16 protein-coding genes are annotated in these 20223 nt (G+C 67.4%); 7 read left to right on the top strand and 9 right to left on the bottom strand.

Annotated features, from left to right (window positions below; genetic code table 11):
* Positions 1-66 precede the first annotated feature (66 nt).
* Complete coding sequence (locus EV645_RS03765; RefSeq protein WP_130439766.1) at positions 67-687, bottom strand: bifunctional 4-hydroxy-2-oxoglutarate aldolase/2-dehydro-3-deoxy-phosphogluconate aldolase; 621 nt, start codon at positions 685-687, stop codon at positions 67-69.
* 127 nt (positions 688-814) lie between these two features.
* Here EV645_RS03765 and EV645_RS03760 point away from each other — a divergent pair, with 127 nt between their 5' ends.
* The gene (locus EV645_RS03760; protein ID WP_130439764.1) at positions 815-2608 is read left to right on the top strand and encodes a sialidase family protein; all 1794 of its coding nucleotides are present in this window, start codon (positions 815-817) and stop codon (positions 2606-2608) included.
* A 2-nt stretch (positions 2609-2610) separates the two neighbouring features.
* On the opposite strand, the gene EV645_RS03755 is transcribed toward EV645_RS03760, so the two are convergent.
* The 4 genes from EV645_RS03755 to EV645_RS03740 are packed head-to-tail and all read right to left on the bottom strand — an operon-like array spanning position 2611 to position 6012.
* On the bottom strand, positions 2611-3417 hold the full coding sequence (locus EV645_RS03755; protein WP_130439762.1) for a hypothetical protein: 807 nt from the start codon (positions 3415-3417) through the stop codon (positions 2611-2613).
* Positions 3411-4556: a galactonate dehydratase gene (gene dgoD, locus EV645_RS03750; RefSeq protein WP_130439760.1), complete on the bottom strand. Its 1146-nt coding sequence runs from the start codon at positions 4554-4556 to the stop codon at positions 3411-3413. Before dgoD ends, EV645_RS03755 begins: the two co-directional genes overlap by 7 nt.
* A complete protein-coding gene (locus tag EV645_RS03745) occupies positions 4553-5278 on the bottom strand; it encodes a FadR/GntR family transcriptional regulator (RefSeq protein ID WP_242000191.1) in 726 nt (241 codons plus the stop codon). Before EV645_RS03745 ends, dgoD begins: the two co-directional genes overlap by 4 nt.
* Positions 5279-5289: 11 nt before the next feature.
* Positions 5290-6012: an SDR family NAD(P)-dependent oxidoreductase gene (locus tag EV645_RS03740; RefSeq protein WP_130439756.1), complete on the bottom strand. Its 723-nt coding sequence runs from the start codon at positions 6010-6012 to the stop codon at positions 5290-5292.
* A 217-nt stretch (positions 6013-6229) separates the two neighbouring features.
* Here EV645_RS03740 and EV645_RS03735 point away from each other — a divergent pair, with 217 nt between their 5' ends.
* From EV645_RS03735 to EV645_RS03715, 5 genes are all read left to right on the top strand, one after another.
* Positions 6230-7513, top strand: coding sequence for an ABC transporter substrate-binding protein (locus tag EV645_RS03735; RefSeq protein ID WP_130439754.1), 1284 nt, complete (start codon positions 6230-6232; stop codon positions 7511-7513).
* 86 nt (positions 7514-7599) lie between these two features.
* Positions 7600-8454, top strand: coding sequence for a carbohydrate ABC transporter permease (locus EV645_RS03730; protein WP_198681448.1), 855 nt, complete (start codon positions 7600-7602; stop codon positions 8452-8454).
* Complete coding sequence (locus EV645_RS03725) at positions 8451-9266, top strand: carbohydrate ABC transporter permease (RefSeq protein WP_242000190.1); 816 nt, start codon at positions 8451-8453, stop codon at positions 9264-9266. The genes EV645_RS03730 and EV645_RS03725 overlap by 4 nt, the downstream gene beginning before the upstream one ends.
* On the top strand, positions 9263-11239 hold the full coding sequence (locus tag EV645_RS03720; protein WP_130439752.1) for an alpha-galactosidase: 1977 nt from the start codon (positions 9263-9265) through the stop codon (positions 11237-11239). Before EV645_RS03725 ends, EV645_RS03720 begins: the two co-directional genes overlap by 4 nt.
* A 31-nt stretch (positions 11240-11270) precedes the next feature.
* The gene (locus EV645_RS03715) at positions 11271-13334 is read left to right on the top strand and encodes an NPCBM/NEW2 domain-containing protein (protein ID WP_130439750.1); all 2064 of its coding nucleotides are present in this window, start codon (positions 11271-11273) and stop codon (positions 13332-13334) included.
* Positions 13335-13763: 429 nt separating this feature from the next.
* Here EV645_RS03715 and EV645_RS03710 read toward each other — a convergent pair whose 3' ends face one another.
* Positions 13764-15356 (bottom strand): beta-N-acetylhexosaminidase, encoded by a 1593-nt coding sequence (locus EV645_RS03710; protein WP_198681447.1) that lies wholly within the window; start codon positions 15354-15356, stop codon positions 13764-13766.
* Positions 15357-15837: 481 nt separating this feature from the next.
* Here EV645_RS03710 and EV645_RS03705 point away from each other — a divergent pair, with 481 nt between their 5' ends.
* On the top strand, positions 15838-16725 hold the full coding sequence (locus EV645_RS03705) for an alpha/beta fold hydrolase (RefSeq protein ID WP_157996997.1): 888 nt from the start codon (positions 15838-15840) through the stop codon (positions 16723-16725).
* Here the strand turns inward: EV645_RS03705 and EV645_RS03700 are convergent.
* The 3 genes from EV645_RS03700 to EV645_RS03690 form a co-directional block, all read right to left on the bottom strand.
* Positions 16691-18088, bottom strand: a complete 1398-nt coding sequence (locus EV645_RS03700; RefSeq protein WP_130439744.1) for a GH1 family beta-glucosidase — start codon at positions 18086-18088, stop codon at positions 16691-16693. The genes EV645_RS03705 and EV645_RS03700 overlap by 35 nt on opposite strands.
* A gap of 81 nt (positions 18089-18169) precedes the next feature.
* Positions 18170-19183 carry an ABC transporter ATP-binding protein gene (locus EV645_RS03695; protein ID WP_130439742.1) on the bottom strand — a complete coding sequence of 338 codons (1014 nt, stop codon included), beginning with the start codon at positions 19181-19183 and terminating at the stop codon, positions 18170-18172.
* Positions 19180-20223 (bottom strand): ABC transporter permease, encoded by a 1044-nt coding sequence (locus EV645_RS03690; RefSeq protein WP_198681446.1) that lies wholly within the window; start codon positions 20221-20223, stop codon positions 19180-19182. Before EV645_RS03690 ends, EV645_RS03695 begins: the two co-directional genes overlap by 4 nt.

Genomic DNA, 20223 nt, shown 5'->3' with positions numbered 1-20223 from the left:
ATGAGGCACTCCCAGAGGTCGGGTGCGCGTTGTCGGTCATCAGGTACTCCGGGCGTGCGTAGTCGGTCAGACGCCGAGCTCGGTCCGGAAGGTGCTGGCGCGGATGGCGAGCTCGGCCAAAGAACCGCCAACGCCCGCGTCGCCCAACAGCGGAGAACCCACGCCGACGGCGAGCGCGCCAGCAGACAGGTACTTCGGCGCGGACTGCGCGTCAACCCCGCCGACGGCGATGAGCGGCGCGTCGGGGAGCGGTGCGAGCAGCTCACTGAAATACCCGGGACCGTGGAGCTTCGCCGGGAAGATCTTCACCGCGGTGGCGCCGAGGTCCAGAGCAGCCACGACCTCGGTCGGAGTGAGCGCGCCGCACAGCAGCGGCAGGCCGAGCTGAACCGCGCGATGCGCACCACGCGTGATCGCCGGAGTGACGACGAAGCCGGCGCGAGCCGCGGCGACCTCGTCGGCCTGCGCCGCGGTCACGACGGTGCCGGCGCCGATCAGGATGTGCGGGTCGTACTGCGAACGCGCCTTGGCGATCGCCTCCACCCCGCCGGGGGTGGTGAGCGAGATCTCGAGTGCGGTGACACCGGCCTCGACGAGCGTCTCGACGCAGGCGAGCGCGGTATCCGCCCCGTCGGCGCGGATGATCGCGAGCAGCTTCCGGGTGCGGAGTTCGGCAAGCAGGTCCATGGTCTCCAACCTAGGTGACAACTTCACAGATAGGACGTCCTATGAGCTCTGTTCGAGACGGCGGATCTGTGGCTAAATTACTGAGTGAACAACCGCCCCGTTGTTTACTTTCAGGAGGCATCCGCCCATGCCCAAGCTCAAACTCCTGCTCACGGCGCTCGCTCTGACCGCCGCAAGCCTGACCATGCCGACTCAAGCGCAGGCCGCCATCACCCAGACCGTGCTGTTCAACAAAGGCGACGCCGGCTACGGCTGCTACCGCATCCCCGCGATCGTGAAGACCAAGGCAGGCACGCTGCTCGCCTTCGCCGAGGCCCGGCGTACGTGGTGCGCCGACTCCCAGGAGATCGACCTGGTCCTGCGCCGCTCCGACGACGACGGCCGCACCTGGTCGGCGACCCAGACCGTACTGTCCGGAACCGACTCCGACCCGACCGCGGTGGCGACCCGCGGCAACCCGGCCCCGATCGTCGACTATGAGACCGGCCGGATCGTCCTGCTGAGCACGATGGATCCCGGCACGACGAGCCGCCCGCGAACGCCGTACGTCCAGTTCAGTGATGACGACGGGAAGACGTGGAGCAAGGCGAAGAACCTCGGCGACCAGATCGACGACCCGGCCTGGGGCTGGTACGCGACCGGACCGGTGCACGGCATCCAGCTCACCCGCGGCGCCCACGCCGGCCGGCTGGTTGCAGGCACGAACTACGACAACGGCGCCGGCCAGAACGCCGGCCAACTCGTCTACAGCGACGACCACGGCGAGACCTGGCACAAGGGCGCGACCGATCTCCGCTCGGACGCGACGCCGCAGGAGATCAGCGTCGTCGAGAAGGTCGACGGCGGCGTGTACGCCGGTGCCCGCAACAACGCCGGTACGTCGGGAGCGAGCCGGATGTCCGCGGTCAGCAACGACGGCGGCCAGACGTTCGCAGCGCCGTTTGCCACCATCGCGGGACTGACGACGCCGGTCGTGCAGGGCTCGTTGCAAAGGCTGCGAGCCGTTGACCAGGGCGACAAGTACAACCGGATCCTGTTCGCGGCCCCAGCGGACCCCGATCGCCGCAGATACATGACGATCCGATCCAGCTTCGACGAGGGCAAGACCTGGCAGACCGTTGCTGAGGGCACCCGAATCACCAGCGACTGGTCGGGGTACTCCGATCTGGCGATCCTCGAGACCGGCGAGATCGGCCTGCTGTACGAAGGCGGTACGGTCGACGCGCGCGACCAGATCCGCTTCGCCCGCTTCACCGAGAACGACATCGGCCACCCCGATGCACCGCTCGGTGCGACGACGCCGGACACCAGCGGCCTGCACAACGACACCTACCTGCGCGGCGGACCCACCACAACCACGGGTAAGTTCGGCCAGGCCAGAGACTTCGACGGCGTGGACGACGCCCTCCAACTCCCGTACGCCGAGTCGCTCGCGGTCGGCGCGGGCGACTTCACCGCTATGGCCTGGATCAAGTACGGCGCCAGCACCACCCCGCAGGCGATCTTCTGGGGCTACAACATCAACGAGTTCTCGCAGTTCTGGCTCCGAGCCGAACCCGCGGACGGCCGGACCCGCGGCCTGATCACCACCGGCGGCAACACCGCGGCCGTGCAGACGACCAAGGCCTACAACGACAACGCCTGGCATCACGTCGCCCTGCAACGCAAAGCCGGGACGCTCTCGATCTGGGTCGACGGCGCGCAGGCCGCGAGCGTCACCGCACCGAGCGGCTCGGTCAGCCCCGGCCGCCCGTTCAAGATGTACGTCGGTCAGCGGCTCGACGGCGCCCATCACTTCGACGGCTCGATGGACGAGGTCCGCCTCTACAAACGGGCCCTGACCGCGACGGAGCTCAACAGCATCCGCACCGCCAACACCACGACGGTGCCGGACGTCGTACTCGACCTGCCGCTCGGGTGACATCACACTGGCCTGGCGGACAACGTGAGCCGCCAGGCCAGCTCACCACTCGCCGGCACGACCGCGGCGTCGTCAGGCCCGGCCTCCGCGAGGTCGAACACCCGTCCGAGCATCGGCTCTACTCCGAGGCTCCGGTACGGCGCATCCGTCGGGAAGCCGCCCTGGTTCCGCCACAACGCGGTCGAGACCGGTTGCCCCGGGCAACTCAATGTCATCGTGAGCTCGGCGCCGCGATCCCGCACCGAAACCGTTGGACAGTCCACCAGAATCGCCCCGGCAGCAGTCCCGTCCGACGGGCCGTACGTATCCAACTCGAGTGGGCTCGGCCAGCTAGATACAACCCAGGGCGCGTCGTCGGGCCAGGCCCACGGAAGCTCACCGGCCGCCTCGGGGTACAGCCTGCATTCAGTCCCAGGCGGAGCGAAGACGACTGTGCCCGCGACGCAATCGAGGAGTGCGTGGGCGGCCCAGATGAACCGATAGCCAGGGTCTGCTTCGAGGCGGTAGTCGACGCTGACCGTATCCGTGCCGGCTGTGAAGGCGCGGGTCAACACCGCGCCGTCGTACTCGACGGAACCGTCCCAAGGCTGGTTCCACAGCCCGCCGTGATCCGGGGTGCCGCGGACCGTCGGGAAGCATTCGTCGAGGCCGCCGGCGTCGATGAACGTGGCGAGCCCGGCGCGCGGGCCAGTCACCAGCCCGGGACCGGCCCAGAGCCACTCCCGTCCGGCCAACTGTAGGGAGGTCCAACGACCGCCGTCGGTCGCGTCGACGGTCACGAGCCGGCCGGCCGCGTGCTCGGTCACCATTCGGCGAAGGAGCCGTCTTCGTGGGTCCACACGGGGTTGCGCCACGAGTGACCGATCTTGTCGGCGGCGCGCACCGCCTCCTCGTCGACCGTGATCCCCAAGCCCGGCAGGGGATTCCACTCCGCGTGGCCGTTGACCCAGGTGAACGGCGCCGGGTCCACGACGTACGACGTGAGGTCGCTCGATTCGTTGTAATGGATGCCGCGGCTCTGCTCCTGGATCAGGAAGTTCGGTGTCGCGAACGAGACCTGCAACGAAGCCGCCAGCGAGATCGGCCCGAGCGGACAATGCGGCGCAAGCATCGCACCATGGGCATCCGCGAGTACGGCGATCCGTCGCAGCTCGGAGATCCCGCCCGCGTGCGACACGTCCGGCTGTACGACGGCGACGCCCGCGTTCAACGGCGCCATGAACTCGGCCCGGTGGTACAGACGTTCCCCGAGCGCGACCGGGATCGTCGAGGTCTCCACCACCGAGGACAGATGCGCCATCTGCTCGGGCAGCACCGGCTCTTCGACGAACATCGGCTGCAGACCCTCGACCGCGTGCAGGATCCGCCGCGCGCCGGCAACGCCGACGCGTCCATGCAGGTCGATCGCGACGTCACGGGAATCGCCGAGCACCTCGCGTGCAGCGGCGAGCCGGGTGACGATGTCGTTGACCTCGGCAACTGACGGCGAGGCCTGGATCTGACCGCTGGCGTTCATCTTCACCGCTGTCATACCGGCCGCGACCTGCTCCGCGACGGCGTCGCCGATCGAGGAGGGCTCGTCCCCGCCGACCCATGCGTACACGCGGACCCGATCACGGACCCGCCCACCGAGCAGTGCCGCGACGGGAGCGCCGTACACCTTGCCGGCGATGTCCCACAGAGCATGGTCGAGTCCGGCGACCGCACTGCTGAGCACCGGCCCGCCGCGGTAGAACCCGCCCTTCGTCAACACTTGCCAGTGCCGCTCGATCTGCAGCGGGTCCTGGCCGATCAGGTACTCCGCGAGTACGTCGATCGCGGCCCGCACAACCTCAGCGCGACCCTCGACGACGGGCTCGCCCCAGCCGACGACGCCGTCGCTCGTCTCGACCCGGCAGAACAACCAGCGCGGTGGGACGAGGAACGTCTCGATCTTCTCGATCTTCACCGGCGCCGCCGACGAGTCGATCCGCGTACTTCGGTGAGGTCCTCGGCTGCCTTCGCCAGCAGTTCGCGCATCGCGAGCTCGGCGCCTTCGGGGTCGTGCGCGCGGATCGCGTCCACGACCAGCCGGTGGCTCGGGATCGGATCATCCGACGGCTTGACCGTGTGCACCAGCCGGTCGCGGTCGGCGAGCCCGGTCTCCATGATCACTTCCATCTTCGTCAGCAGTTCGTTGCCGGTTGCCGCCAGCAACGCCCGGTGGAACGCGAGGTCGGCGGCTGCCGCGGCGAGGTTGTCGTCGGCGGACTCCATCCCCGCGAGTGCCTCGTCAAGCGCCGCGACGTCGGAATCCTCGGATCGCAGCGCGGCCAGCCGGGCGGCGGCCGGCTCGACGATCCCGCGCACCTCGTGCAGCTCCTCGAGCAGCTCGGGCCGCGAGTCGGCGTCTTTGAAGTGCCAGCGGATCATGTCCGCGTCGAGCAGGTTCCAGTCCGATCGCGGCCGGACGAACGTGCCGCGCTTCTGCCGTGCGTCCACCAGCCCCTTGGCGGTGAGCACCTTCAAGGCCTCACGGACCGCAGTCAGGCTGACGCCGAGGTCGGACTGCAGCTCAGTCACGTTGATGGTCGCGCCCTCCGGGATCTGCCCGGACAGGATGCGGTCGGCCATCACCTCCACGATCTGTCCGTGCAGCCCACGCGACACCCCGCGCTGAATCCCCGTCACACCGCTCTCCCTCATGCAGAGTCCTTCACCGCGGACCATCCGCCGTCGACCACCAGGCTTGCCGCCGTCACGAACGACGCCTCGGACGACAGCAGGAACGCCACCGCCTGAGCCACCTCGTCCGGCTGGCCGAGCCGCCCCAGCGCAGTCGCCTGCGCACTGCGTTCGCGCCCCTCGGCGTCGACGCGGTCCCACATTGCTGTCACGACCGGGCCCGGAAGCACGGTGTTCACCCGGATCGAGCGACCGTACTCGACTGCCAGTTGGCGTCCGAGCGAGATCAGCGCGCCCTTCGTCGCGGCGTACGCCGGATGGCCGGGCAGCCCGGCGATCGCGTGCACGGACGAGACCAGTACGACGGAGCCGGCGTTCGCGACGAGGTCGTCGTACAGCGCCTGGAATCCGAGGAAGGCCGCGGTGAGGTTGACGTCGAGTTGGCGTTGCCAGGACGGCGGCGAGAGCTCGTGGGCCGGCTTGATGTCGACGAAGACCGCGTTGCTGACCAGGCCGTCGACCGGGCCGAGCTCGTCGCGGCCGCGGGACCGGACCTCCGCCCAGGTGTCCGGCGACGCGACGTCACCGACCACGCTGATGGCTTTCCCCGGCAGCTCTTTGCACGGGTGGATGTCCACCTGCACGACCTGCGCACCCTCGGTCAGCGCCCGTTCGACGCATGCCGCGCCGATCCCCGACGCGGCCCCGGTCACCACGATCACCCGCCCAGCCAGCCGCACCCGCGCCTCCTCAAGTCACCCCTACCCAAGCACGCAGGCAGGCACGTTCCAACGATGAACGAGCCATCAGTTGACCGTGACCGCGCTGTCTCGTCAAGCGATTTGCTCGTAATTTACGAATTAATATTGACACCCGGGACGGCTCGCCGCAAGATCGTCGGCAACAAGGACCACGGACTCGACTGGCATCACCGTCGAGCAGAACTCAGGAGTGGGCATGACGGGTCTGGCAGCAGATCGGCGGACTTTCCTCAAGGGACTCGGAGTGCTCGGGGCAGCGACCCTGATACCGGGGTGCGCGACCTCGACGAAGAGTCCGGGCAGTAGCGGCGGGGCGAGCAGTGAGCTGTCGCTGCAGTCCAACCTCTCCAGCGAGCAGGCCAAGGCCGCGATGGAGAATCTCGTTGCTGCGTACAACAAAACCGGCGGGTCGCAGGTCAAGCTGAACACGGTCGCCGCGGAGATCTTCCGGACCCAGCTGCCGACGTACCTGACCTCGGCGAACCCGCCGGACGTCTACACCTGGTACGCCGGGTCGGTCGCGGACTCGTACGCGAAGAAGGACCTGCTGCTCGACGTGACCAGCGTCTGGGACAGCATGGGCAACTACTCGAAGGCGATGCAGTCGCTGTCGACGAGCAGCGCCGGGCAGAAGATCTTCGTGCCGACCAGCTACTACTGGTGGGGCATGTTCTACCGGAAGTCGAACTTCGCCAAGTGGGGCGTGACGCCGCCGAAGACCTGGGCCGAGTTCGTTGCCGTGTGCAAGACGATCCAGAGCAAGGGGATCCCGCCGATCGGGATCGGGCTCGGCGACACGCCGTGGGTCGCGTCGGCCTGGTTCGACTACCTGAACATCCGGATCAACGGCGCGCCGTTCCACCGCAAGCTGCTGGCCGGCGAGGGCGACTTCACCGACCCGAAGGTGAAGGCGGTCTTCACCAAGTGGCGCGAGGTGCTGCCGTACTTCGACCCGAAGGGCAAGTCGTTCCCGTTCCAGGAGGCGACGTCGGCGCTGCTCGCGGGCAAGACCGGGATGTTCCTGATCGGGACGTTCTTCGCGGACTCGGCTCCTAAGGATGCACTGGACGACATCGACTTCTTCCAGTTCCCGATCATCGATCCCGCCGTACCGGTTGCCGAGGAGGCGCCGACGGACGGGTACTTCGCCTCGAAGAAGGCGAAGGATCCGGAGGGCACGAAGAAGTTCCTGGCCTGGCTGGCAACGCCGGAAGCGCAGAACATCTACGTGCAAAGCTCTTCCGGCACGGCGATCCCGGCGAACCCGGACGGTAAGTCGGCCGACACCCCGCTGGTGAAGAAGGGTAAGGCGATGATCGAGGGCGCTGCGGAGATCACGCAGTTCTTCAACCGCGACTCGAGCGACGCCCTCCAGCCCACCGCCGACGCCGCCCTCACCAAGTTCCTCGACAAGCCCGACCAGATCGACAAGATCCTCGCCGACTGGCAGACCGCAGCCCAGAAGGTCTTCAAGGCGTGACCGCTACTGCTGTGGAACCACGGCGCCGGACCGGGAACGGTCCGGCTGCCGGCCCCCGCCGTACCAAACGGTATGGTATGCGCCGGGTGTCGCCCTTGATCCTGGCCTTTGTGCTCGTGCCGTTCGTCATCGAGGCGGTCTGGGTGTTCTGGCCGGCGTTGCAGGGGTTCTGGTTGGCGTTGACCAGTTGGGACGGGTTGTCGGCGCCTCGGTTTGTTGGGTTCGGCAACTTTTCTGACATGGTGTCGGATCCGATCTTCCGGACTGCGCTGAAGAACACCGCGATCTGGCTGGTGTTGTTCGGTGGGTTGAGTGTCATCGGCGGGTTCGGGATGGCGCTGCTGTTGCAGCGTGAGCGCCGCGGCGTGGGCATCTACCGGGCCGCGCTGTTCACCCCGGTCGTGTTCTCGCTGGTCGTCACAGCGCTGATCTGGCGGGTGTTCTACCAGCCGGATGGACTTGTCGACACGGTGTTCCGAACTGTTGGTCTGGGCAACTTCGTCCGCCCGTGGCTGGCCGACCCCGACACCGCGCTGTACGCCGTGATCGTGCCCGCGCTCTGGCGACAGATCGGGTACGTGATGGTGCTGTACCTGGCCGGCCTGAAGGCGGTCGACCCGGCACTGTACGAAGCGGCGAAGGTCGACGGCGCATCCGCCTGGCAGCGCACGCGGTACGTGACGATCCCGCAGCTCAAGGGCGTCAACTCCGTCGTACTGTCGGTCATCGTGATCGACTCGCTGCGATCCTTCGACATCGTCTGGTCGATGACGAGGGGCGGCCCGTACCACTCGTCCGAGCTGCTCAGCACGTACATGTACTCGACAGCGTTCCAGTCCACCCAGCTCGGCTACGCGTCGGCGCTGGCCGTGGTGATCTTCGTACTCGCCCTGGCCGTGATCCTCGGCTACCTGATCCGCGCCTTCCGGGAGGAATCGTGATTCGCCGTACGGGGTACCACGTGGCGATGTCGATCGTGTCGTTCCTGTGGGTCGCGCCGATCCTCTGGGTGATCGTGATCTCGTTCCGCAGCTTCGACGACGTCGCCGCGAACGGGCTCGGATCGCTGCCGCATTCGTTCACGTTCTCGACGTACAAGTCGGCGTGGGAGGACGCGGACGAGTTCCGGGCCTTGATCAACAGTCTGCTCGTGACGATCCCGGCCGTGCTGCTGAGCCTCGGGCTGGCGTCGATCGCGGCGTACGGGCTGGCGCGGTACTCGATCCCGTTCCGGCGGACGATCCTGTTGCTGATGTTGATGGGCAACCTGTTGCCGCCGCAGATCCTGCTGATCCCGATCTCCCGGTTCGTGGAGTTGATCGGGTACTACGACACGCTGATCGCGCTCATCGCCGTCCACGTCGGGTTCGGACTCGGGTTCTACACGTTCGTGCTGCACGGGTTCATGCGAGACCTGCCGCGGGAGATCCAGGAGGCGGCGACGATCGACGGCGCCGGACCGGGGCGGATCTACTCGAGCGTGATTCTGCCGTTGACCCGCCCGGCGCTGGCCGCGCTCGGTGCGCTGTCCTTCACGTGGATCTTCAACGATCTGCTGTGGTCGATCACTGTGATCCGGTCGGGCGAGAAGATGCCGGTCACGCCGGCGCTGCTCGGTCTCCAGGGCCTGTTCGTGTCATCGTGGAACGTGATCGCGGCCGGCACCGTGATCGCCGCGGTGCCTACGGTGGCGGTCTTCCTTCGGTTCCAGAAGCACTTCGTAGGCGGGCTGGCGATCGGAGCCGTCAAGTGAGGACGTGGACGCTACGCGGTACGACGACGTCGTACGTCGTCGGCGTCCCCTCACACGGCCAGTGGGCGCAGCTGGTTGCCTGGGGCCCGCATGAGGGTCTCGCTCCCGTCGAGATCGTCGGCACGGAACACTTCGTGCCGCGCGCGGACGTGGAGCCGTTGGAGTACGCCGTCCGCGGGGTCCGATACACCGCTCCTGTGGACCTGGTTGTCTCCGATCCTAGGGGAGCGGACGAGTTCCGCCCGGTCTTTGTGGACGCTCGTGAGGACGACGGGTTGGAGCTGGAGTTCGGCGACACGATCCGGCTCATTCTGCACTACCGCATGGTGGGGGATGTGCTGGAGCGGTGGGTCACCGTGCAGAACGACGGGACCGACGAGCTAACGCTGCATCGGCACGACTCGGCCGGGTTCGTGGTGCCCGGCGGGAACACGGTCAAGTATTTGTGGGGCGAGTGGAACAGCGAGTTCCAGCAGGCCTCCGTGACCATGCCGCGGGGCCGGTTCACGATCGGGAGCGCACAGGGGATCACCGGGCATTCGTACTCACCGTTCCTCGCGACTGATGGGGATGTGGCGTACGGCGTACAGCTCGCGTGGTCCGGGTCGTGGGAGATGTCGGCGGACGTCGACACGACCGGGCTGCTTCGGATTCAGGCGGGGCGCGTGTCGTCGAGTCGGGGGATCGTGCTTGCGCCGGGTGAGACGTGGGAGTCGCCGAAGGCCGTCGGTGCGTGTAGTGCTGAGGGCGCCGACGGGTTGGCGCGGGCGTTTCACGAGTATGAGCGCGCGGCATCGCGAGGGCGGCGGACGCCGCGGGTGCTCTACAACTCCTGGTTTGCGACCGAGTTCGACATCCGGGCGGAGCATCAACTCGAGTTGGCGCGGCGGGCGGCGAGTATCGGGGTCGAGACGTTCGTGGTCGACGACGGGTGGTTCGTTGGCCGGTCCGACGATACGGGCGGGCTGGGGGACTGGGACGTCGATCCGGTCAAGTTCCCCGACGGATTGGACGGGTTCATCACCCGGCTGGGCGAGGTGGGTCTTGATTTCGGTCTGTGGATCGAGCCTGAATCGGTCAGCCCGAAGGCGCAGCTGGCCCAGGAACATCCCGAATGGATTCTGCGGACGGACCGCTTGGAGCCGGTGCTGGTGCGGAACCAGTTGCTGCTCGATCTGAGTCGGGACGAGGTCCGAGAGTTCATCTGGGACACGCTGGACCGGCTGCTGTCGACGTACGACATCAAGTACTTGAAGTGGGATGCGAATCGGCCACGGCTGGACTCCGGCGATCAGCGCCGGGATCTTGACGGCCGGGTGGTGACGAATCTCTACGCGATTCTGGATCGGCTGCGGGAGCGGCACCCGTCGGTGTACGTCGAGGGGTGTGCCGGCGGTGGGGCTCGGGTTGATCTGGGGATGGCCTCCCGCGTCGACACGTTGTGGCCGAGTGACAACACGGCCCCGCTGGATCGGCTCAGGATTCAGGAGGGGTTCCGGACCGGGTTCGCGCCGCATCTGATGAGTTCGTGGGTGACCGATGCCGTCGGCACCCATGACGGTCGCGAGCGGTCGCTCGATTTCCGCTTCCACGTCGCGATGGCCGGCGTACTCGGGATCGGCGCGGACCTGTCCCGGTGGAACGACGAGCAGTTGAAGACGGCAACTCGTCATATCGAGCAGTACAAGGGCTTTCGAGAGTTGATTGCCGATAGCAAGGTCTATGGACTGGCAGCCGGTGTGCAGTATGTCGGCGCGGCGCGGTCCGTGGTGTTCCTGTGGGAGACCGGCGTCGGCAACGTGCGCGGCACGCTGCCGACCCGGCCGCGGCGGGTGCCGCTGGCCGGACTGGATCCGGCGAAGAACTACCGGGTGGGTTCAGAGACCTGCTCGGGCAGCTACCTGCTGCAGGTCGGGGTCGCGTTCGACGGCCCGGCCGACTCGCAGTGCCTGATCGTCGAGGCACTCGACTGACCGTCCGCTCAACGGCAGCAAAGGAAGGCACATGAAGCGACTCCTCGGTGGGGTGATCGCCGCTGCGCTCATGCTCGGCGGTGTCGTATCCACCACAACCCCAGCTGTGGCGGCTCAGGCCACAGCTCCGGTGCTCAGCCCGACTCCCTATATGGGGTGGAACACGTACTACGGTCTCGGCGGCGACTTCACCGAGGACACGATCAAGTCGGTCGCGGACTCGCTGGTGAGCCGCGGGCTGGCAAAGGCCGGTTACGACATCGTCTGGCTGGACGGCGGCTGGCAGGCCGACCAGTCCCGCAGTGCAGCCGGTGACCTGGTCCCGAACCCGGCCAAGTTCCCGAACGGTCTGAAGCCGCTCGTCGACTACATCCACAGCAAGGGCCTGAAGGCAGGTATCTACACCGACGCCGGTCCGTACATCCCGGGCAAGTGCGGTCTCGGCAGCGGCGGCTACTACCAGCACGACGCCGACACCTTCGCCGCCTGGGGATTCGACGCGGTCAAGGTCGACTACCTGTGTGGCATCGCGGCCAACCTGGACCCGAAGACGGTCTACACCGAGTTCGCCCAGGCGCTGCGGAACAACTCGAGCCACCGGCCGATGATCTTCAACCTCTGCAACCCGGTCACGTCGCCGGACTGGGGCAACTACCCCGAGTCCCAGCAGTCGATCAACTCCTGGTCGTACGCGCCGGGGATCGCGCAGTCGTGGCGTACGTACACCGATGTCGGCTTCCAGGGCGACATCAAGTTCAAGGATGTGCTGCGTAACTACGACGCGAACGCTCGGCACCCGGAGGTAGTGAAGCCGGGTGCGTTCGGTGATCCCGACTACCTCGCGCCGGAGCTCGGGATGACCGATGAGGAGTTCCGGACGCAGCTCACGCTGTGGGCCGTTGCGGCTGCTCCGCTGGTCGTCGGTAGCGACGTACGGAAGCTCTCTGCGACGACCGTCGGGATGCTGACGGATCCTGATGTCATCGCGATCAACCAGGACAAGGCCGCAGTACAGGCCGTCCGGGTCGGCGCGGCCGGTGCGACGGAGACGTGGGTCAAGCGGCTCGCTGACGGCAGTCGCGCCGTCGTACTGCTGAACCGGGGCGACAGCGCGAAGACGCTGACCACGACCGCGTCGGCAGTCGGTCTGCAGGGTTCGCGGTTCACGCTGAAGAACGCATGGACCAACAAGGTGACCGAAAGCGGCGGCGTGATCAGCGCGGCGGTTCCGGCGCACGGTACGGCGCTGTTCCGCGTGGAGCCGGCTCGCGGCGTACCGGGGGTTCCGCATGTGACCGCCGGGATTCCGCAGGTGACGAAGGTCGGTACGGATGCTCAGCCGGAGGATGCTGCTCCGGTTGTTGCCGGTGGTGACGAGCTGACGGTCCAGGTCAACGTGCGCAATGACGGCGTACTGCCGGTCCTGCAGCCGACCGTCACTGTTGCTGGTGGCAACGGATGGACCGTCAAGCCGTTGTCCAAGGCACCGGCAATCCTTGCTGGTGGCCAGCAGGCGAACTTCACCTTCACGGTCAAGCTGCCCGCCGGCGCAACTCCCGGCACGGCTGGCATCACCGCGCAGACGGCATACCAAACGGTATTGTATGGCGTGCAGAAGCAGACGACTGCGCTGTCGTCAATCGTGATCGCGCCCGCGCCGCCGAGCGGGACCGTGCCGCTGTCGCACCACGACTGGATCACCGCAACCAGTGGGTGGATGTCCCCGACCATCGACGAGAGTGTCGGCGGCGGAAACCCGATCAAGCTCACCGGGACGACGTACCCGACCGGTATCGGTGTGGCATCCCCGTCGCTGATTCGCTACTACCTCGGTAAGTCGTGCTCGCGGCTGACCGGTGTGGCCGGCATCGACGACGTGGTCAGCAACGTCGACACGGCAGGCGGCACGTCCACCTTCCAGGTCGTCGGCGACGGCAAGGTCCTGTTCGACAGCGGCACCGTCGACCGCTTCACCCCGAAGCAGTTCGACGTAGACCTCACCGGCGTACGCGTCCTCGACCTGGTCGTCGGCGACGCGGGCGACGGCGGCTACAACGACCGCGCCGACTGGGCAGCACCAACCGCAACCTGCTGACCGAACTGCACACCCGCGGCCGGTACACGCTGCACGAGGTGGGTGGACCGGCGACGGTCCACCCAACCTCCGCGGGCCAGGGGCGGATCGCCAGGCCATCACAATCACCGGACTCCGCGGTCGGCGCGCGGCGACCGCTCCCGCGAAGGCGATTGTGATGGCCTGGCGATCCGTTGTCTGCGGGCACCGACTCGAGCCAGACGTGCAGCACTCACCAACCGGCGCCGGGCCTGCCTGGCCACGCTCGGCGGTGAGTCGGCGGCGGACCGCCGGTGGGGTTAGTGAGTGCTCCAGATCGCCGAGTCGGCGACCCTTCCGCCGGTGGGGTTGGTAGGGCCACAGATCCGCCGAGCCCTGGCGATCGGCGGTTTCCGGAGATGAATGTGCACCTGGCGACAGTTTTGTTCCGGAAAGACCGGCAGGAAGCTTCTAGGTCCAGTTGACCTCGGTGGAGTGGAGCCAGGTCCAGGTGCGGTTGCGCCAGGTGGGGGATTGCTGGGCCAGGCGGGCGGCGTACGTCGGCCAGTCGGTGCCTGGCCGGGACCAGGCCTTCTCGGCGGCGCCGGGGAGGCGGGGGAGGAGCATGAGTTCGAGGTCCTCCGGGGTGGTGATGCTCTCGCACCAGATCGCGGCCTCGACGCCGGCTACCTGGTCGGCGGAGTCGATGCCGGGGATGCTGTCGACCGGGTCCCACGAGACGCCGTGTTCGATCGACGCGGCGCCGTAGAACTCGAGACCGAGGTGCTTGCGCGCCTCCTCCTGGTCCGGGTCCGAGGACGCGTCGGCGTGCGGGCGGTCGAAGTACAGCCAGGTGACGGGGGAGACGATCAGCTTGGTGCCCTGCTCGAGTGCCTTCGGGGCGTCGTACTTCGCTTTGCGTAGGCCCTCGACCAGGATCGGCAGCAGGTCCTCGGGCGGCGTCGGCAGGTCGGGGTTCTGGACCATGGAGTCGACGTCGAGGTCCAGCCAGAACTGCACGACGTCCTCGGCGTCGAGGCTGGCACGGGCGATCTCCTGCCAGCCGACGACCTTCTTCCCGCGGGCACGGACGAGCGCAGCCGCCTTCTCGACGAACGCCGCGTGGTCCTCGTCGGCCATGCCCCACGTCTCGTCACCGCCGATGTGTACGTACGCGCTCTGCGGGAACTGCGGGATGACCGCATCCAGCACCTCCTCGACGAACGTCCACGTCTCGTCGCGGCCGGGGTCGAGAGTGTTCAGCTGCAGACTGTCGCCGTTGCCCAGGTCGACGCTGTGGATCTCGTCGGGCCCGAGCGACGGGTACGCCTTGAACACCGCCGACGTGTGCCCCGGCATGTCGATCTCGGGTACGACGGTCACGTAGCGGTCGGCGGCGTACTGCACGAGCTCGGCGAGCTCCGCCTGCGTGTAGTAACCACCCGGCCTATCACCGATCGCCCCCGTTGCACCCACCTCGGTCAGCAACGGTCGCGACGGCACTTCGACCCGCCAGCCCTGGTCGTCCGTGAGGTGGAGGTGGAGGACGTTGAGCTTGTAGAGGCTGAGCATGTCGATGATGCGGCGTACTTCGTCAGGTCCGTGGAATGTCCGGACCACATCGAGCGACAGCCCACGCCAGGCGAACCGTGGTCCGTCGACGATACGGGCGGCAGGTAGGACCGCGGCGGCGTCCTGCAGACGTGCGGAGATCAACTGGCGCAGCGAGGTGAGACCACGGTAGACCGCCTCCGGCGTCGCACCCCAGATCCGGATGCCCTCGGTGGTGATCTCCAGGCCGTGCCGTTCGTCCACTGGCTCACCATCAGCGCGCACCCCGGCCGCCGCCGGTACGTCGTCCGCCTGCGGGCTCTCGAGGGCGAGTGTGATGCCGGTGTTGCCGGTCAGGGTGAGGCCGCAGTCGAGTTGCACGTCCGCGACGAAGCGGGCGGCGAGTTCGGTCAGCTCGGGTGATTCGGCTGTCACGCCTGACGAGGAGGTGAGGGTGAAGGTGTTGTCGCTGAGGGTGAGGTGAGCGGGTGCAGGGATCACGGGAAGGCTCATGGGACGAGTTTGCGGCAATACACGGCATCCGGGGTACCACTGGATCCGACTCGGGTGGTGAACGCGATGCCGGCGAGGCACTCGGCGCCGGTTGCCGTTCGCATCGACGACGTACCGACCGCGAGTGCTCAACGGCGGAGCCCAACTCGCGACCACCGCCGGCGGAACTGTTGGCGTGATCATCGCCAGAAGCACGACGACGACCGCAGACGGGGCGATTCTGCGCATGTTCCGATGGCCCCGGCTCATGCGCGCAGGCCTTACCCGGCCCGTGGTGCGTGAATGGTGACCTGAGACCCCAACCGGTCGGCTGAGACCTGCTATTTCAGGTCTCCGCCTACAACGCGGGCTCCCAGGTCACAAGTCACGTCCGCAGCTACTTCACGCTGCCGTTCGAGTCGCGCGGGTACTGCTGAGACATGATGATTCCTTCCCCCGGGTCCCGAGGGATCCGCCACAACGGTAACGGTGGGTGATTAGTTTGCCTGGAGCAGAGCGCATCGTGCTTGCGGACGACAGGGTCGTCGAGACCTGGGAAGGCGGCGACCCAGCTGGGGCGCCGGTGATCTTTCAGCATGGGACGCCGTCTGGCCGGTTGCAGGCGGCGCTGGGGGATGGGGCTGCCGAGCGGTGTGGGGTTCGGTTGATCTCGTTCAGTCGGCCCGGGTACGGCGGGTCGACGTACACCTCGCCGAGCTTGGCGTCGGTTGCTCATGACACGCTGCAGGTCGCTGATCAGCTTGGCGTCGGTGAGTTCGCCGTGCTCGGCGCTTCCGGCGGCGGGCCGTATGCCATCGCCACCGGGTTGGCGGATCCGCAACGGGTGAAGGCGGTTGGGCTCGCGGGCGGTGTCGGTCCGTGGCGGTTGGTCGAGCCGCCGGACCCGGACGACCCGGACCTGCCACTGCTCGCGTTGGTGGATGCGGGTGATGTCATCGGTGCACTGGACGGCTTTCGCGAGCAGGCGGCGCAGGACTTCGAACGGATGCTGAGCCTCGAGGACGCGGCGATGGTCGACGCGTTCTTCGAAGGCGTGCCGGGGGAGGAGCTCGGTTGGCTGGACGCGGCGGGGCGTGAAGTGTGGGCGGCCGACACGCGCGAGGCGCTGGCGTCGTACGACGGTTATGCGCGGGACAACGTGGCCTGGGGAGGCGCGTGGGATGTGGATCCCGCGCACCTCACCGTGCCTACTTGGCTCTGGTACGGCGAGGCGGACCGGATGGTGCCGCCCTCACATGCTCGTTGGTTTGCCCAACGGATCCCGAACGCCACGGTGATCGTGCGACCGGGCGAGGGCCACGGGCGCACGATCTTCGCTCACTGGGACGAGATGTTCAGCGCGCTCGGTGCTGGGTCGCCAGCTCCTTGAGGTACGCCGCGCTGGCCTTCGGGGTGCGCTGTTGCGTCTCGTAGTCGACGCGGACGATGCCGAAGCGTTTGACGTAGCCGTAGGCCCATTCGAAGTTGTCCATCAGGGACCAGGCGAGGTAGCCGCGGATGTCGGCGCCCTGGGCGATGGCCTCGGCGACGGCGGTGAGGTGGGAGGTGAAGTACGCCGTACGGTCGGTGTCGTCGACGAAGCCGTTGGCGTCGGGGACGTCCTCGAAGGCGGACCCGTTCTCGGTGATGACCATCGGGAGGCCGGGGTAGTCGCGGGCGATGCTCACGAGAAGATCGGTGAAGCCCTCCGGCACGATCTCCCAATCCATCGCGGTCCGCGGCTTGCCCAGCGGTACGTCGCGGCTGATCGGCAACCCTGAAGCGTCGACAGTGCTGCCGTCCTCGGCGTACCCGGTGAACTTCTGGCTGAAGTAGTAGTTCACCCCGAGCACATCGATCGGCGCCGAGATGATCTCCAAGTCGCCGTCGACAACAGGCAGAGTCGCGCCCTCACGCGCCAGATCGGCGACGACATCCGCCGGATAGCGGCCGTGCACCAGTGGATCGAGGTAGATCCGCCGGCCCATTCCGTCCGCACGCCGCGCCGCGTCGACGTCCGGCTCCGCATCCGACGCCGGGTACGCCGTAGCGACGTTCAACGTGATGCCGATGTCCAACGGCCGCGGCGCCGCCTCCCGCATCTGCGACGTCGCGAGCCCGTGCCCGAGCAGCAGATGATGTACGGCGGCAATCGCGGCCGGGTACTCGCGCCGTCCCGGAGCATGCGCGCCATACGCGTACCCGAGCATCGCCGAGCACCACGGCTCGTTCAGCGTGGTCCAGGTGCCGACCCGGTCCTTCAACGCGTCGAACACCAGCATCGAGTACTCCGCGAACCGGTACGCCGTGTCGCGCACCGGCCAGCCGCCGGCGTCCTCGAGCTCCTGCGGCAGGTCCCAGTGGTACAGCGTCACCCACGGGTCGATGCCCTGGGCAAGCAGCTCGTCGACCAGCCGGTCGTAGAAACCGAGGCCGGCCGGGTTCACCGGACCCTTGCCGTGCGGCTGCACCCGCGGCCACGCGACCGAGAAGCGATACGTGTCGAACCCGAGGTCCTTGATCAGGGCAACATCTGCCGGCATCCGGTGATAGTGGTCGCAGGCAACATCCCCGGTGTCGCCGTTGTCGATCGCACCGGGCACCCGGCAGTACGTGTCCCAGATCGACGGCGTGCGGCCGTCCGCGGTGATCGCACCCTCGATCTGGTACGCCGACGTCGCGACGCCCCAGCGGAATCCGGACGGAAGTCCCGCGACCAGGCCGGCCGCCCCCGAGACAGACGTTGTGCTCATCCACGTCCTCGCTTCGCTCCGGGCGCGGATAAGACACGAGATGCGCTGTGTTTGATGATGAACTCGCTTCGCTCGTTCATGTCAACCCTTCTGGACAACGGGAACGCGGCCGGGGAGCCAGCACGCGACGGATCGGGTGGGGTCGTTGCGTGCCGCCGGAACCCCGAGAACAGGAATCTCCGCCGAGCAGCGCTCGAATGCCTGCGGGCAGCGCGGATGGAACGAACACCCGGTAGGCATGCCGCGAAGGTCCGGCGGGGAGCCCGGGATTCCGGCGAGCTCCCGGCGTTCCCCGCGCAGGGCCGGGAACGACTTGAGCAGGCCTTCGCTGTACGGGTGGAGCGAATCTTTGTAGAGGTCGACCGAGCGAGCCTGCTCGACGATGCGGCCGCCGTACATGATCGCGATCCGGTCGGAGAACTCGACCAGGAGGGACAGGTCGTGGGTGATGAAGAGGACCGAGAAGCCGAGGCGTTCCCGCAGTTCGACCAGTTGCGCGAGGATCTGGCTCTGCATCACCACGTCGAGCGCGGTGGTCGGCTCGTCCATGATCACGACCTGGGGCTCGAGGACGAGCGCCATCCCGATCATCACCCGCTGCCGCATGCCGCCGGACAGTTGATGCGGGTACGCGTCCATCCGGTCGGCCGAGATCCCGACGAGCTTGAGCATCTCCTGCGCCCGGGCGATCCGTGCCGAAGCTGACAGTTGCGGCTCGTGGGCCCTGATCACATCGATCATCTGGGTGGAGATCTTGTGCACCGGGTTCAGCGAGTTCATCGCGCCCTGGAACACGATCGACGTCTCCGCCCAGCGGAACTTCCGCAGTTCCGCGTCGGTCAGCGCCATCACGTCGTACGAGTCACCGGTCGGCGGGTGGTAGACAACCGAGCCGCCGCTGATCACGCCTGGCGGCGGCAGGAGCCGCGTCACGCCGTACGCCAATGTCGACTTACCGCTACCGCTCTCGCCGGCCAGCCCGAGTACTTCGCCGCGGTGCAGCGTCAGCGTGACATCGCGAACAGCCTGGACAGCTTCGGGGCCGAGGCCGTAGTCGACATGGAAGTTCTTGATCTCCAGCACCGGCGTCTTCACGCGACCTCCTCCTCAGCACGACGCTGTACGACGGGCGTCACCGGCTCACGCGACGACGACAGAACCGGCGTGAACCCGACCCGCATCCGCACCGAATGCCCGTCCTTGGTCTTCACCTTCGTGTGGCCGCTCGACCGCAACCGCGGGCTGACGAACTCGTCGATACCGAAGTTGATCAGCGACAACGCCGTCCCGAGGACTGCGATCGCGAGGCCGGCCGGGACGAACCACCACCACGCGCCCTGGGCCAACGCCTGCTGGGACTGCGCCCAGAACAGGATCGTGCCCCAGTTCCATTCGGAGATCGTCGAGATGCCGATGAACGCCAGCGTGATCTCGGACATCACCGCGAAGATCACCGTGCCGACGAAACCGGACGCGATGATCGCGGTCAGGTTCGGCATGATCTCGAACGTGATCAGCCGCCAGGTGCTCTCACCCGTTGCCCGGGCCGCCTCGACATAGTCACGGCGTCTCAACGACAACGTCTGCGCGCGGAGCACTCGAGCCCCCCAGGCCCACGACGTGAAACCGATGACCAAGGCAACCATCAGGTCGCCGGCCGATGGGATGGTCGAGGCAACGATGATGATCAGCGGCAGCGCCGGGATGACCAGGAAGACGTTCGACAAGGCGGACAGGCCGTCGTCCGCGGCGCCGCCGAGGAAGCCCGCGCTGACACCGATCAGGATCGACAACGCCGTCGCGACCAGACCGGCCAGCAGGCCGACGAACATCACTCCGCGGGTGCCGACGAGCACCTGGCTGAAGATGTCCTGGCCGAGGTGCGTCGTACCGAACCAGTGCTTGCCTGATGGCGGCTGGATCAGATCACTGCTGCGGGCCGACGGATCGTACGGCGCGACCCAGGGGCCGATGATCGCGATCAGACAGAAGAACGCGAGCACGACCAGACCGGTGGCAGCCTTCGGGTTGGCGATGAACCGCAGCCGGCGGCGCTTGGCCGGGGCCGCTGGGTTGCTAGGGACTTCCGGCCCTTCCGGGGTGACCGCGGTAATGGTGCTGGTTGGTGCGGACAC

The organism is Kribbella rubisoli (assembly GCF_004217145.1).
Classification (GTDB): domain Bacteria; phylum Actinomycetota; class Actinomycetes; order Propionibacteriales; family Kribbellaceae; genus Kribbella; species Kribbella rubisoli.
The sequence above is the reverse complement of the archived record's forward strand: the minus strand, read 5'-3'. Positions and strand labels throughout refer to the sequence as shown.